The 14,417-nt window shown below is 62.8% G+C and carries 15 protein-coding genes; 9 read left to right on the top strand and 6 right to left on the bottom strand.

The window, feature by feature from the left end; translation table 11 throughout:
• The first annotated feature begins 8 nt into the window (after positions 1-8).
• The 3 genes from H7C86_RS11220 (at position 9) to H7C86_RS11230 (ending at position 3,084) form a co-directional block, all read left to right on the top strand.
• A complete protein-coding gene (locus H7C86_RS11220) occupies positions 9-1,520 on the top strand; it encodes a cobyric acid synthase (protein ID WP_182261076.1) in 1,512 nt (503 codons plus the stop codon).
• Between the two features lie 84 nt (positions 1,521-1,604).
• Entirely contained in the window at positions 1,605-2,174 is a 570-nt protein-coding gene (locus H7C86_RS11225; RefSeq protein WP_020969378.1) for an RNA polymerase sigma factor, read from the top strand.
• 76 nt (positions 2,175-2,250) lie between these two features.
• Positions 2,251-3,084, top strand: a complete 834-nt coding sequence (locus H7C86_RS11230; protein WP_019748033.1) for a GAF and ANTAR domain-containing protein — start codon at positions 2,251-2,253, stop codon at positions 3,082-3,084.
• On the opposite strand, the gene H7C86_RS11235 is transcribed toward H7C86_RS11230, so the two are convergent.
• Both H7C86_RS11235 and H7C86_RS11240 read right to left on the bottom strand, forming a co-directional pair.
• On the bottom strand, positions 3,081-3,506 hold the full coding sequence (locus tag H7C86_RS11235; RefSeq protein WP_182261075.1) for a DUF6069 family protein: 426 nt from the start codon (positions 3,504-3,506) through the stop codon (positions 3,081-3,083). The genes H7C86_RS11230 and H7C86_RS11235 overlap by 4 nt on opposite strands.
• Positions 3,507-3,594: 88 nt before the next feature.
• The gene (locus H7C86_RS11240; RefSeq protein WP_259349030.1) at positions 3,595-4,464 is read right to left on the bottom strand and encodes a PhzF family phenazine biosynthesis protein; all 870 of its coding nucleotides are present in this window, start codon (positions 4,462-4,464) and stop codon (positions 3,595-3,597) included.
• Between the two features lie 121 nt (positions 4,465-4,585).
• Between H7C86_RS11240 and H7C86_RS11245 the strand changes: the two genes are divergently transcribed.
• From H7C86_RS11245 to H7C86_RS11255, 3 genes are read left to right on the top strand one after another with little or no spacing between them, the layout of a single operon-like run.
• Positions 4,586-5,047: a PPOX class F420-dependent oxidoreductase gene (locus H7C86_RS11245; RefSeq protein WP_020969381.1), complete on the top strand. Its 462-nt coding sequence runs from the start codon at positions 4,586-4,588 to the stop codon at positions 5,045-5,047.
• A gap of 45 nt (positions 5,048-5,092) precedes the next feature.
• Positions 5,093-5,713 carry a TetR/AcrR family transcriptional regulator gene (locus H7C86_RS11250; RefSeq protein WP_020907410.1) on the top strand — a complete coding sequence of 207 codons (621 nt, stop codon included), beginning with the start codon at positions 5,093-5,095 and terminating at the stop codon, positions 5,711-5,713.
• Entirely contained in the window at positions 5,710-6,516 is an 807-nt protein-coding gene (locus H7C86_RS11255; protein ID WP_020907411.1) for an enoyl-CoA hydratase/isomerase family protein, read from the top strand. Before H7C86_RS11250 ends, H7C86_RS11255 begins: the two co-directional genes overlap by 4 nt.
• Before the next feature lie 34 nt (positions 6,517-6,550).
• Here the strand turns inward: H7C86_RS11255 and H7C86_RS11260 are convergent, their stop codons facing one another.
• Together H7C86_RS11260 and H7C86_RS11265 are read right to left on the bottom strand one after the other, a co-directional pair.
• Positions 6,551-7,582 carry a phosphotransferase family protein gene (locus H7C86_RS11260; RefSeq protein WP_020907412.1) on the bottom strand — a complete coding sequence of 344 codons (1,032 nt, stop codon included), beginning with the start codon at positions 7,580-7,582 and terminating at the stop codon, positions 6,551-6,553.
• Complete coding sequence (locus H7C86_RS11265) at positions 7,575-8,720, bottom strand: hypothetical protein (RefSeq protein ID WP_021343973.1); 1,146 nt, start codon at positions 8,718-8,720, stop codon at positions 7,575-7,577. Before H7C86_RS11265 ends, H7C86_RS11260 begins: the two co-directional genes overlap by 8 nt.
• 27 nt (positions 8,721-8,747) lie before the next feature.
• Between H7C86_RS11265 and H7C86_RS11270 the strand changes: the two genes are divergently transcribed.
• Complete coding sequence (locus H7C86_RS11270) at positions 8,748-9,452, top strand: TetR/AcrR family transcriptional regulator (RefSeq protein ID WP_259349029.1); 705 nt, start codon at positions 8,748-8,750, stop codon at positions 9,450-9,452.
• 233 nt (positions 9,453-9,685) lie between these two features.
• Entirely contained in the window at positions 9,686-10,231 is a 546-nt protein-coding gene (locus H7C86_RS11275) for an alpha/beta fold hydrolase (protein ID WP_003942671.1), read from the top strand.
• Positions 10,232-10,308: 77 nt separating this feature from the next.
• Here the strand turns inward: H7C86_RS11275 and mtr are convergent, their stop codons facing one another.
• A complete protein-coding gene (gene mtr / locus H7C86_RS11280; RefSeq protein ID WP_070386967.1) occupies positions 10,309-11,685 on the bottom strand; it encodes a mycothione reductase in 1,377 nt (458 codons plus the stop codon).
• The gene (locus H7C86_RS11285; protein ID WP_182261073.1) at positions 11,682-12,731 is read right to left on the bottom strand and encodes an alpha/beta hydrolase; all 1,050 of its coding nucleotides are present in this window, start codon (positions 12,729-12,731) and stop codon (positions 11,682-11,684) included. Before H7C86_RS11285 ends, mtr begins: the two co-directional genes overlap by 4 nt.
• 146 nt (positions 12,732-12,877) lie before the next feature.
• Between H7C86_RS11285 and mqo the strand changes: the two genes are divergently transcribed.
• Positions 12,878-14,416 (top strand): malate dehydrogenase (quinone), encoded by a 1,539-nt coding sequence (mqo, locus tag H7C86_RS11290; protein ID WP_020907417.1) that lies wholly within the window; start codon positions 12,878-12,880, stop codon positions 14,414-14,416.
• Position 14,417: the final 1 nt, after the last annotated feature.

Genomic DNA, 14,417 nt, shown 5'->3' on the forward strand with positions numbered 1-14,417 from the left:
GTTCGGCGATGCGCGGCGCTCTGCTGGTAGCCGGCACTACTTCCGACGCAGGCAAGAGCGTTCTGGTAGCCGGATTGTGTCGCATGTTGGCGCGTCGAGGCGTCCGAGTGGCGCCGTTCAAGGCACAGAACATGTCGAACAACTCCGTGGTCACGCTGGACGGCGGAGAGATCGGCCGTGCGCAGGCACTTCAGGCGCGGGCATGCGGTCTGGAGCCGAGTGTTCGATTCAATCCCGTGCTGCTCAAGCCGGGGAGTGATCGCACTTCGCAACTGGTCGTTCGGGGCAAGGCGATGACCACGGTGGGTGCTCGCGATTACATGCAGCATCGGCAGTGGCTTCGCGCCGTCGTGGCCGAAGATCTCGAATCGCTTCGATCCGAGTTCGACGTCGTGATCTGTGAAGGCGCCGGTTCACCGGCCGAAATCAACTTGCGCGCAACGGATCTTGCCAACATGGGATTGGCTGAGGCTGCGCAGATTCCGGTCGTCGTCGTCGGTGACATCGATCGCGGCGGCGTCCTGGCCCATCTGTTCGGGACCGTTGCTGTGCTCTCGCCGAGCGACCAGGCATTGATCGCGGGATTTGTGATCAACAAATTCCGCGGTGACGTTGCACTGTTGGAACCCGGACTGGATCAACTGCGCAGCCTCACCGGTCGACCCACTCTCGGAGTGATCCCGTTTGCCGACGATCTTTGGCTCGACGCCGAGGATTCGCTTGGCGTCACCGGCAACGCCCCGGTAGGGCGCCCTGGCCCACCCGTCGGTTCGGCCTGGCTCACCGTTGCTGCGGTTCGGCTCCCGCGCATCTCCAACTCGACGGATGTCGAGGCGCTGGCATGTGAACCGGGCGTGGCAGTTTCGTGGGTGACCGATCCGTCGCGGATCCGCGACGCAGACCTCGTGGTGATCCCCGGTAGTAAGTCCACCGTGAGTGACCTCGAGTGGTTGCGGAGTACCGGCCTGGCTGACGAGATCATCGCCCGAGCGAGCCGCGGGCAGGCGGTGCTGGGAGTCTGCGGCGGATACCAGATGCTGGGTAATTCCATCGTCGATGACGTCGAATCAGGATCAGGGATCACCGCAGGACTCGGTCTGCTGGACCTCGACATCGAATTCGCTTCGGACAAAGTGCTGGCGCAGGTAACCGGTTCCGCCGACGGTATCTCGGTGTCGGGGTACGAGATTCATCACGGACGCGTCGTGCACAACGGGGACCGTCCATTGCTGGCGGACTCGGGCGGTGTGCCGGAAGGCAGTGTGCGAGGGTCTGTTCGAGGGACACACTGGCATGGTCTCCTGGAAAGTGACGACTTTCGGCGCAGCCTGCTGCGTGAGATCGCGGTTCCCGGTTTTGTTGCTGCACCCGACACCTCGGTTGCCGCGGTGCGAGAACAACAACTCGACCTTCTCGCTGATCTCGTCGAGCAGCACCTCGATCAGGATCTACTCGAGAAACTGATCAACGGTGGGGCGCCGATCGGGCTTCCCGTCATTGCCTCCGCACTCGAAGCCTGAGAGCGCTCCCGCGGGCGTCGACGTGGACGCGGTAGAATAGCCAGGCCTCACTCCCGCGACGGCTCCCTAGTAGGAGTGTGCGCGGTGACAGATCAATTCGACGGCTTGCTTACCGACTTCAGTGACGAGGTGCTGGTCGACTCGGCAATGCTCGGCGATCATGCGGCCTTCGACGTCATCGTTCGCCGATACGGCCCGCACTTGTATCGATTTGCCCGTCGACTCGTCACCAGTGAGAGTGACGTCGACGACATCGTCCAGGAAACCTGCGTTGCCGCCTGGCGCCAACTTCCGGGGTTTCAGCGGCGCTCGAGCATCAAGACCTGGTTGTTCGCGATCTGCTCTCGCAAGATCGCGGATGTCCATCGAAAAGTCGGCTCCTGCGCCGCCGATGTGGACGGACTTCGGGACGAAGTCGATACTCGATTGCGCGATCCGAGCGAGGAAGTATGCGGCACAGCATTTCTCGACGCTCTTGAAGCCGAACTCGATCGTCTACCGCTGCGTCAGCGCGCCGCCTGGGTCTTGCGGGAAGTCGAGGGCATGACGTATCCACAGATCGCAGTTGTCCTGGAACTGAGTCCGGACGCGGTTCGTGGCCAACACACTCGGGCGAGGCGGAATCTGGGTCTCGCGCTCGACCGATGGCGTTGACGACTCGGCGGTTTGCCGGGTTCTGTCACCGAACTCACTCTCCTGACGGCCCGGGTAGCTGGAAGAATGCTTCGTCGTGGATACCGCTTTCGACCCCAGAGGCTTCGACCCGAGAACCGAGGATTCGGTGCCGTCGGTAATGCCGGACGATGCGACGGCAACGGGTGCTGACGTCGCCGTCGAGGCTGCGGAAACTCGGCTGACTGCAAGCGCGGTCCGGGAGTTGCTGGCAGCGCTCGGAGGAAGTATCGGCGACGAGGACGAACTCGTGGTTTTGCTCCAGCGCGCCGTCGAAATCGCGAACGACGCCATCGAGGGCGCCGACAGCATCGGCGTCACCATCGATCTGGCCGGGCAGACCTACACCGCCGTTCATACCGATTCGCGGACTCTGCGTGTCGACATCGAGCAATACGACGCCGGCGACGGACCATGTCTGCACGCCGCTCGAACCGGTGAAACCGTTGTCGTCGATGCCGAGACCAGCGCGGAACGCTGGCCGCGGTTCGCGGCGGCGGCGAAGGACGAAGGGATCAAGTCCTTTCTCGCGGCGCCGCTCTTCACGCCGGATCAGCGACTGGGTTCGTTCAACCTGTACGGACGCGCCTCAGCGGCATTCGACCGCGTCGACGCGGATGTCATGGAGATTCTCACGACAACGGTCTCACGCGCGATCGGCGACTTCTCTCGTTTCAAGTCCGCCAAGGCGGTGGCTGATGCCTTGCAACGTGCGCTCGAGACCCGGGCGCCGATCGAACAGGCCAAAGGCATGCTGATGGCCATCCATCGGATCGACGCCGACACCGCATTTCACATGCTGCGCAAGCAGTCTCAGACGACGAATACCCGGTTGCGCGACGTGGCAGCCGAGATCGTCGAGACGTATTCGGCGCCGCCTACCGCTGTCTAGTTCGAGGGGGACCGACGTACAGCCTCGAGCGCGACGACGACGCCCGCGGCGACAACCACGTGCATCAGCGCGAGCATGACCGTGCTGGCGGCGTCGAAGTCCGCGGCAATGGTCAAAGCGATGGTGCCGAGCGCCACGACTGCACCCACGATCTGGGCGCTGCGGATGATCGGCTCCCACTTCAGTGAGATCAACATTGCGACCGACAAACCGACCAGCAGTGGCACCACCGTCAATGTGATGACCCCACCAGGCGCGACGCTCGCCGGCTTTCCCTGATCTGTCATCTCGAAGGATCCGCCCAATGCGAGGCCGATCAACCACAGGATCAGATTGACGACGAGAGCAATTACCGTGGCGCCGAGTACGGCACGTGGCTTGGTGACGTGGAGGTTGTGTGCGGTTGACGTGATTGCAGACATGGTGTTCTCCCGGCTCGATGCGATGGTCTTGTGACGTCGCTCTGGTGAATAGACCCGCCGGCTGGGAGAAACTCATCGCTGAGGTTGACTATTGCCCGTCGACGACGGGCACTGCGGTGCCGGTGACCGAGGTACCGCCGTCGACTGGGATGTCGACCTCGAGCACACTGGGACGCCCGACGTGTCGGCCCTGGTGGATGGTGATTCGCCGCGGAGTGGCCGCGGGTTCGAGTTTGCGCAGGTAACCGCCGGTCGACGCCGCTGCGGACCCGGTTGCGGGATCCTCGACGATGTTTCCCACCGGAAACAGATTTCGGGCTTCGAAGGTGTTGTCGTCGAGGGGATGCAGGATTGTCACCGTGCCGGCCCACCCCTGCGCGTCCATCAGAATTCGCATTGCGGATGGATCGAAGGTGAACTCGTCGAATGTCGACTGATCACGAAGTACGACGATCGGGTGAGTGTTGCCGGCGTACGAAAGCATTGCGGGATACCGCGCGTCGAGCGCAGACGAATCGACGCCGATGAGCCCGAGCAGCGCTGTCAGCACGGCGTGATCGATCGGCGAGACCGACGGTTCGACGCTGATGAAGGTCGCGGTCGACCTTCCGTCCTCGTCGGTCGCCGTGTCGATGGATACCGGTCCGATCGGTGTTTCGAATGTGAAGGTTCCGTCGCCGTCTCGCTCGGTGAGAGCGATGGCCGTCGCAATAGTGGCATGACCGCAGAACGGTACTTCGGCGATAGGGGAGAAGTACCGGATCCGGCTGTGGCGCGGGTTGCCTCCGAGTTCCGGTTCGATGAGGAACGCCGTCTCGGCATACCCGACTTCGGCTGCAACGGATTGTAATTCGGGGTCGTCGAGTCCGCGGGCGTCGAGCAGCACGCCGGCGGGATTACCGCCGGCCGGATCCGAACTGAACGCAGTCAGTCGGAGGATGTCGTGAGAAGTTGCCATGTCGACCATCTTTGTCCGCTGTCGTCCATCGGGGGAAGAGACATCGCGCGATTGCGGTCCGCGATCTTCGAACTGGACTGCCTCCGGAACAAACCGGCCGCACGGCGTCGTTGGTGCAGATATGAGCAATGACACAGACACCGACGACGCGTTGTTCGCACTCGTGGCCCAGGGAAAACAAGGCGTGCTGGCAACCGTCAAGCGTGACGGCCGCCCACAGTTGTCCAACATCATTTACCGCTGGGACGTCGAGTCGAAGACGGCTTCCGTGTCCATCACAGCCGATCGCGCCAAGAGTAAAAATGCGATCCGCGATCCGCGGGTTTCCCTTCACGTCAGCGCGCCCGACTTCTGGAGCTACGCCGTGATCGAAGGACTTGCCGTGGTGACACCCGTCGCGGCCGATCCTCACGACGAAGTGTCTGACGCACTGGTCGAGCTGTACCGGGACATCAGCGGTCAGGAGCATCCCGATTGGGAGGAGTACCGCGAAGCGATGGTTGCGGAGCGTCGACAGATCCTCACGGTGCGCGCTGATCACGTCTACGGAATGACGAGGCTCCCCAAGCCGTCCGGCACCTGAACTGCGTTCGTTCAGGTAGGAGATAACGTTACGAGTTAATATGTAATGGTGAAAACCGAGTCTCCCGCCCGTATCGGACGACCACGCGACCCAGGCAAGGACGAGGCTGTGCTGCTTGCAGCTCGCACACTGCTGGCCGAAGTCGGGTATCAGCAGACGACCATTTCGGCGATTGCCAGGACTGCCGGTGTCAATACGCCGGCCATCTACCGTCGCTGGTCGTCACGGGAAGCCCTGATCGAAGAAGCAGTGCATGGACCGGGCGGACATCCGTTGCCTCGGTCGACCGGTGATTTGCGGGTGGATCTGACGACGTGGGTGCACATCTTCCTGGTCCGCGCTGCCCGACCCGCGGCGCGGGCCGGAGTTCCTGGCCTGCTTGCCGATTCGCGGACGGCGGAGGCGCGACAACGTCTGTTGGCTATCGGTGCGCCGGTTCGTGCAGCGTTTCAGGATCTGCTGGACGACGCGGTGAGGCGTGGTGAGATCCCGGCAGGTGCAGACGCGATGTTCTTGTTCGATCTGCTGGCCGGAACGACGACAATGCAGGGGCTGACCCGTGGGCTCGAGGGTCAGGACCGCTTTGTAGATGCCCTCGCACGATCTCTGTACGTCCTGGCTGCGCATCCGGCCGACGCCGTCGGGACGGAAGCGGTGGGGCAATGATCTCGGTTTCGGTGGACGGCGGCGTTGCCGTCGTGACCCTCGACAGGCCTGACAAACGGAATGCCTTCAACAAGCGCATGGGTCGAGAATTGGGGCAGGCGTACCGAAAGCTCGACGAAGACGATTCCGTTCGCGTGATCGTGCTGACCGGTGCGCCACCAGCATTCTGCGCGGGTGCAGATCTTGGCGACGGCGCCGGCACCTTCGATTCACCTGACGGCGAGCAGTTTTCGTCATCACCGGTGGATCCGCCGGCGTTCGAGTTGCGAAAGCCGGTCATCGCAGCGGTGAACGGACATGCGATCGGAATCGGCCTCACCATCGCGATGCAGGCCGATATCAGAATCTTTGCAGCTGACGCCAAGTATGCAATTCCGCAGGTTCGCCTCGGTGTGTTGCCGGATGCGATGGCGCATTGGACGGTTCCGCGCATCGCAGGAATGGCTGTGGCCGCCGACATCCTTTTGACTGGAAGGACGTTCGACGGAGCCGAGGCAATCGCGCTCGGGTTGGGTAGCCGTTGCCTGCCCGCTGACGAAGTCCTTTCGGCGGCGTTGGTGATCGCCCGAGACATTGCGACGAACACTGCACCGATGTCGGTGGCACTCTCGAAGCGACTGCTCTGGCAGAGCCAGAGCAGCAGCTGTCGACCAGAGACGGTGGCGGCCATCGAAACGGACCTGCATCTACGCGTCATGGGGAAGCCGGACGCGGTGGAAGGTGTTCGTGCATTAATGGAACGGCGCACGCCTGTGTGGGTTTCGCGCTTGTCCGCCGAGTGGCAGGAAATCCCGTCGGAATGATTCGGGAGCCTTGCGGAAAATCACACGCGGACGACTACGCGTCTCGCAGCAACTGTTCGAGACGATGTTTGCAGAACGCGGTGATATCCGTATGTTCGCCGAGTTGGAGATGCGTGGACAGGCGCAGGAGCGGAACAGCGAGTAGAACCGCAGCGAGTACCTCGTTGAACAAAAGGTTCTCGACCCTCCAGCCGGTCAGTTCCTCGTAGCGGGCAATGGTCTCTTCTCGGCTGGGAGTGCCTGGCAAAGGTGTGTGTCCCTCGAATTCGCTACACGCCCAATCGAGAAACAACAGCCAGGCGAGGTCGGCCTCGTGATCGCCGAGGTAGGCCATCTCCCAGTCGAGAACCCCGGCGATCGACTGGTCCGGACCATAGAGGATGTTCGACATCCGGGCATCGCCCCAGCACAGTGTCACATGTTCGGGTTGGTAGATATTCTCCCTCAGCCAGGCCAGTGCTTTGTCGAATATCGGCGGTAGGTCCGGCGATGCCCAACGAACGGCCCAGTCGAGGTAGTTCACCGCCTGTTCGACCGGATGGGTGCCGAACTTGGGGTAGGCGAGGAATCCGAGTTCGAGCTTGTCCGGGTCCAAGCGATGAATCTGCGCAATCGTCTCGACGCATCCCCACCACATCTTCGCTCGGCCTGCCTCATCGGCTTCGAAGTATGTTCCGGCACTGTGATACGACGGAAAGTCGCTGGGCGCCTCGGCATTACCGATGCGGTCCATGACGTAGTAGGGGCTGCCGAGTGGGTTGTCGCCGCTGTCGATCCACCGAACGTGGGGGACTGCGAGGTCGGACTTCGCGAGCCTTTGTGTCACGAGGAACTGGCGGCGGAGATCGTAGTCGGGGAACAGCGAAACCTCCGGTGGACGCCGGAAAACAAAACCACTCGACTCGCCAGTGGCGCCATCGAGGTCGAACAGGTATGTCTCCGTCGAGAATCCGCGTTCGGTGCGCTTGAAGTTGACGATCTTGGCGCCCCGAGTACCCGGAATGTGCTCCCGGACAAGTGGTTCAAGGGCGGGTGCGATGTCTTCTGCGGCTGTTCGGTCAGTCATTGTTCGTACCTGTCCGTGTGTTGCTCCAATCGGTGTACCCGTAGCGGGGATTCACGCCCATGAAGACCATTTCCACGAGCCCGTATCCGACTTTGTCTCCCATGCGGACCTCGCACAGCGTCTCGCTGAGCATGCTCACCTGCCGGATTTCATCGAGGTTCGTGATGTCGACGGTGAAGCTGTCGCTGAAGTCCTTGCCGCGGTACATGCCGGAGGCGTACCCCCGGTACTCGTCGTAACCGGCCAGTCCGGGCCAGAAATCGCACACTGGATTCACCTCGATCACATCGGTGGTCCGGTCCGCTCGGTGCACGGTGAAAGTGCCGGATTCGACCACCCGCATGTCGTCACGGAATTTCAGGTCGTGCTCGACGTCGATGATCGGTAGCGCGTCCTTGCCGGAACCGATCGGGAAGAGCACCTCGCCCTCGAACTGCCAGCGCGCGCCGGTACTGGTTTCGCGCTGCGCGAAATGCACTACCTCGTCGTCGAATTGGAATATCCCCATGTAATAGAGGACTCCGTCCGGAACCTCGGACGGCTGCAGGTTCGCGCCCTCGGACAGACTGCCGCCGCCACCGCCGTGTCGTACGCCCCACGAGTGATCGCGGCCGAACCACCAGTTGTCGGGATCGATGTCGATGCGGGTGCCGTCGATTTCGATCCAACCCGTGATTGTGCCGTTCTGGTAGAAGCGTCGGGCGTCTTCGCGAACGCGGCCGCGCGTGCGATGGAACGCTGCCGTCTGCTCGTACACCGGGAAGTCGCCGTGGAAGTCGAGTTGCAGGCTCAATCCGTGTTCGTTTGCGTCGACCGTGGAACGTACCTGGCGGAGTGGTTCGACGATTTCATAGGTGTACGGCCCCACACTCCACGCTGCCAGTCCTCCGGTCTGAGGGTTCAACTCGGTGGACAGGCGCACCACGCGGGCTTCCTCACCCTTGCGCGTCACCATCGCGTAGGCGTCGAGGACGTTGCGGTTCGGGTATTTGGCCAGTCCCGTCATGATGCTGATCTCGCCCGTTTTGTCGAAGCCGTACATCACGATGCGTTCGGTCCAGCGCAGGTCACTTTGGGAGACGTGGTCGAGTGTCGTCGGGAGTTGATGAATGAGTAGTTCGTCGTGCGGTGTGATCACAGTCGGTCCTTGTGTCGACGGAGTGGGGTGTTCACAATCTATTACGGAGCGCTACGCAACGTAATGGTTTTCGGCGAAACCGGTCGGGTACTGTCCGCAGTTGTGGACGAACGCAAAGATCGACGCATCGGCACCGTCGGAGTCGGGCGCCCTCGAGATCCGCAAGTGGACGACGCCATCCTCACCGCCGCCCGCGACTTGCTGGCGGAGCAGGGTTACCAGAAGACCACGATCACAGCCATCGCGCGAAGGGCCGAACTGGGCACTGCCGCAATTTATCGGCGCTGGGCGACCAAGGAATCCATCATCGAGGATGCGGTCTTCGGAATGCAGGATGCGGCGCTACCGGTGACCACGTCGAATTTGCGTGACGACATGCAGGCCTGGACGAGATGGTTCCTCGCGAGAGTTGCCGAACCGGCAACGCGCGCAGCGATTCCCGGCCTGCTGTCGGCCTACCACCAAGAAGACGGCGCCTACGAACAACTGGTTCGGAGATCGGAAGACCCGGCCCGGCTCGCGCTCGCCGAGCGCGTGCGTGTCGAATTTCCCGAGCGGTCCGACGCGGAAATCGTGTCGACCGCCGATGTGGCCTTCGACATTCTCGTTGCAACCACCATCGTGCGGGGCCTCACGAGTGGCCTCGCCGACGGTGACGCGTTCTGCGCGCGCACTGCGGACGCACTGGTTCTGCTTGTTACGTCGACGGGAACCGAGATCAGCCGGCAATGAGGGGCTGACCGAGGCGCTTCCTCCGGTCAGGCGCTCGTTGCTTCGCCCACCCCCCCACTCGAGCGAACGGTACGTCGGTCGCCTCAGATGCGCCGAAAGCCACTTTCGCTCAGGGGAGAGGCGGTGCAGAGCGAACAAATCGGACTCGCCGGCGGTGGTGAGAATGTATGAGTGGTCATACTTCTGTCGACTCCAGGGTCCTCCACAGTGTGGATCGCGTACCGTTTCCAGACATGGAATTGACTCGAGTAGCGGTGGGCAGTGGTTCGTGCACCGTTCGGATCGACGGGCCGGTCAGCAAGCATGCGGTACTCCTGCTCCCCGGCAAGGGCGACCCCGTCGACTTGTACGACGATGTGTGTGAGCGACTGCACCATTCGGATCTGCGGACCGTCGCGGTGGAATCGATCGAGAATCTCGACGAGACCTCGGCCGTGGTACTTCTGGACGAGTTGAACATCGCCTGGGTGAACCTGGTCGGTCACCGGGAGGGCGCCGATCTCGCGTGGCTGTTGGCTGCACGTCAGTTCGGCCGCTTCGCGAGTTTGATCGCCGTGGACCGTGGACATCCGTCGGCGAGCGATATTGCCGGCGTACCGCCGGTCGAGGTTCCGACCACCGTCGTCGTGGGCAGTGGAGGTCGGGCCATCGCCGACGCCAGCGGTCGTTTCGTGTACTCCGACTTCCGCGTGACGGAACTTCCGGGTGTCGACGACGTCGTCAAGTCGGCACCGGCCGAACTCGCAACCGAGATCGTGCTGCGTACCAGCCCCTGGTGAAACTCTGACCTACGAAAAGGCGGGCACTCCCAATGTGCGGAGTGCCCGCCTTTTCGGCGTCATTAGGGCTGCGGGGCTCAGATGTCGAGGCCGAGCAGCGCGTTCTCGACCACTTCGGCCAGGGCCGGGTGGATCCAGTACTGGCCGCGTGCCATGTCCTGAGCTGACAAACCAAAGCTCATCGCCTGAATGAGCGGCTGGATGACGGTCGGAGCCTGCGTACCCATGACGTGGGCACCCAGGATGCGTCCGGTGCCGCGCTCGGCGATCACCTTGCAGATGCCTTCCTGATCCTCCATCGCCCAGCCGTACGCGACGTCGCCGTATGCCTGCACCTTGACGGTGATGTCGAGTCCGGCGTCGCGAGCCTGCTTCTCCGTCATTCCGACGTCGGCGATCTGCGGGTCGGTGAACACGGCTGCCGGCACGAAGCGGTGATCGGTGCTGCGAAGCTCGGACGTGTCCTTCCAAGCGTCCTGGAGCAGGTTGTGCTGAACAACGCGCGCTTCATGGTTGGCGACGTGCTTGAGCTGGTATGGCGACGAGACGTCGCCGAGTGCGAAGACGCCCTCGGCGGTGGTGCGTTGGTATTCGTCGACCACGATCGAGCCCTTGTCGTCGAGTTCGACGCCGGCCTTGTCGAGACCGAGTAGGTCACCGTTCGGCTGACGACCCACCGCGACGAGAAGGACGTCACCGGAAACGACTGTGCCGTTTGCCAGTTCGACGGCGATGTTGTCGCCGTCGCCGCGTACCGACGTGAGGGGGGAGCCCAGATGGACGTCCCACTTCTGTTCGGCCAACTCGGTGAAGCGCTCGGAGATCTCGTCGTCGAGGTGCCGCAGCAGTCTCTGGCTGCGACCGATGATCGAGACGCGAGAACCCAACGCGGAGAACACGTGTGCGAACTCGGTGGCGATGAATCCGGAGCCGACGATCACCAGGTGCTCGGGAAGTTCGGGCAGTCGCATGATGTCTTCGTTGGTGTAGTACTTCACACCGCTCGACGCGATCTCTTCCGGGATGATCGGCCGCGAACCGGCAGCGATGACCACCTGGTCGGCGGTGATCGTCTCGCCGGTTCCGGTGTCGATCGTCTTGTCGCCGGTGAACGTGGCGTGGCCGCGGTAGACGGTGGTGTTGGGACTGTCTTCGCTGCGGTACCGCTCACCACCTGCGGAAATGGGATCGATGCGGCCGAAGACGCGCTTGACGATGTCGGACCAACGGACGCCGTCGAGCGTGGCGTCGACGCCGTACTTCTCGGCAGTGGTGATGGTGCGTGCCACCTCGGCGGCGTAGACGAACATCTTGGTCGGGATACACCCGACATTGAGACACGTTCCGCCGAAGGTGCCCTCTTCGAGGATTGCGATCTTCTTGCCGTCGAACCGCTCGTCGGGCAGCGAGTTTCCGGATCCGCTGCCGATGATTGCAAGGTCGTAGTGCGTCACTGCGCGATCTCCTGTGTGTTGCTTGCTGTGCTTGCCGAACTTTCTGCGGCCGGAGTGAGGTGGCCGTCGAGCCACTCCAGCCACAGGTCGAGTTCGGAAAAGGCTGTGGCCAAGGGCTTCTCGGTCGAAAGAAACACGTCGTGACGGGCGCCGTCGATCGGGACGATGGTGGTGCGATCGCCGAGGCAACCCGCCCAGCGTGCGATCTGCTTGACGTCGAGAACGGAATCGGCGAGGTCGACGCTCGGGTTGTACGCCTTGGCGAACTGCGACTTCTTCGAGCGCAGAATCAGCGCAGGCACTCCGATGGCGAGGCCGCGGTGAAGTTTCGCGTGACCCGCTCGGACGGCCCGCATCCAGCCGAAGGTGACGGGGCAGCCGGCCAGAGGCTTCCAGTCGAGGTTGTAGTCCCACACTCCGTTTGCCGAAACATGAAGGCTGGAACCGTAAGTCGGTAGTCCGGTTCCCGGAATCACCGTCTTCGCCGATACCCGTCCGAGGGCGTCGATCGCCGTGGTCCCGACGTTGCGCACCACCGAGGGGCCCTGAAGATCGAACCAGGGACTGTTGAGCACCAGCCCGCAGATTCCGGCGCCGTCGCTGCCACCGGGCTTGCGCTGCAACCGGTTCAGCCACAGCGGAACGATCAGACCGCCGGTCGAGTGCGCCATGAGCAGCACCTCGCTCCCGTCGGTCTCGCTGCGGACGATGCGCAGCGCCTCGTTCAGTTCGGCGTCGTAGAGCGCAAGGTCGGAGACGTAGTGCGCCGTGTGTCCCGGCTTGAGGGATCGCCCGCACTTGCGCAGGTCGAGTGCGAAGAATGCGTAGCCCTGCTCGGCAAAATGCTCGGCCAGGTGCTTCTGGAAGAAGTAATCGGTGAATCCGTGCACGTACAAGACGGCACGACGTGTCTTCACCGCCTCCTTCCGCGGTTGGTAGCGGACCAGTGTTGCGTCCACCTCGCCTTCGCCGTCCGGATCCGTTCCGAGCGGGATCGTCAGCTGCTGATATCCGTCACCGAGGACGTCTGGAACCCAAGTAGTCACAAATCACAATCTAATCGTCGTTTCGGGTGCGCGTTGTAGAGCACAATTGGGGGTGGTGAACCGCGCGAGTACGCACGGGTAACCTATTCGGCGTAACACAGCAGGCGGATGCGCGCACGGCTAATGACAAGGAAGTCGATTCTCCAGTGTCGAATCAGAACGCGGTAGAGACGAAGACGGATGTAGTGCTCGTGGGCGCAGGCATCATGAGCGCCACGCTGGGTGCATTGCTGCGCCAGCTGCAGCCCGATTGGTCGATCTCGACCTTCGAGCGGCTCGATGCCGTCGCAGCCGAGAGCAGCGACCCCTGGAACAACGCGGGAACCGGTCACTCCGCCCTGTGTGAGCTCAATTACACCCCGGAGAACTCCGACGGCACGGTCGACATCAAGAAGGCCGTCAACGTCAACGAGCAGTTCCAGGTGTCCCGCCAGTTCTGGGCACACGCGGTCGAGCAGGGCGTCCTGACTCAGCCCAAGGAATTCATCAACCCCATCCCACACGTGAGCTTCGTTCACGGTGAGGCCAACGCCAAGTACCTGCGTGCTCGCTACGACGCACTTGCCGGCCACACGCTCTTCCGCGGCATGGAGTACATCGACGATCCGGCCGAGTTCAGCGAGCGTTTGCCGCTCATGGCCAAGGGACGCGACTTCTCCGATCCCATCGCCCTGAACTGGAGCCAGGACGGCACCGACGTCGATTTCGGAGCGCTCACCAAGCAGCTCATCGGCTACATCGGTAAGACCGGTGGCAAGATGTACTTCGGCCACGAGGTCACCAACCTGACCCAGAACTCGGACAAGTCCTGGACCGTCAAGGTCACCAACCGTCGCACCGGTGAAAAGCGCACCGTTCGCTCGCGCTTCGTGTTCGTCGGTGCCGGTGGCGGCGCCCTGCACCTGCTGCAGAAGTCCGGCATCAAGGAAGCCAAGGGCTTCGGTGGCTTCCCGGTCAGCGGTGCTTTCCTGCGATGCACAAACCCCGAACTCATCGACCAGCACAGCGCCAAGGTCTACGGCAAGGCTGCCGTCGGCGCCCCGCCCATGTCGGTGCCGCACCTCGACACCCGTGTCATCGGCAACAAGCCGGGTCTGCTGTTCGGCCCATACGCCGGATGGTCGCCGAAGTTCCTCAAGCAGGGTCGCGTCACGGACCTGCCCGGCTCGGTCAAGCCGAACAACATCCTCTCGATGCTCGGCGTCGGCGTCAGCGAGCTCGGCCTGGTCAAGTACCTGGTCAGCGAACTCGCCAAGAACGAAGCCGGTCGCATCTGGGATCTGCGTGAATTCGCGCCCAAGGCGCAGGCTCAGGACTGGGAGCTCATCACCGCGGGCCAGCGCGTCCAGGTGATCCGCCGTGCCAAGGGCAAGGGCGGCGTCCTCGAATTCGGTACCGCTGTGGTCGCCGCTGAGGACGGCTCCATCGCCGGCCTGCTCGGCGCTTCGCCCGGTGCGTCCACGGCCGTCCCGGCGATGCTGGACGTCCTCGAGCGCTGCTTCCCGACCGAGTTCCAGGGTTGGAAAGGCAAGCTTCGTGAGATGGTTCCGTCCATCGGCGTCAAACTCACTGACAACGAAGGCCTGTTCAACCAGGTCTGGGATTGGTCCTCGAAGGTTCTCGAGCTCGATTCCGCTGGTGCTTCCGAATCGGCTCCGGTCGCGGATACCGTCGCGACTGTGTGAT

The sequence above is a fragment of the Rhodococcus sp. UFZ-B548 genome (assembly GCF_903819475.1).
Classification (GTDB): domain Bacteria; phylum Actinomycetota; class Actinomycetes; order Mycobacteriales; family Mycobacteriaceae; genus Rhodococcus_F; species Rhodococcus_F erythropolis.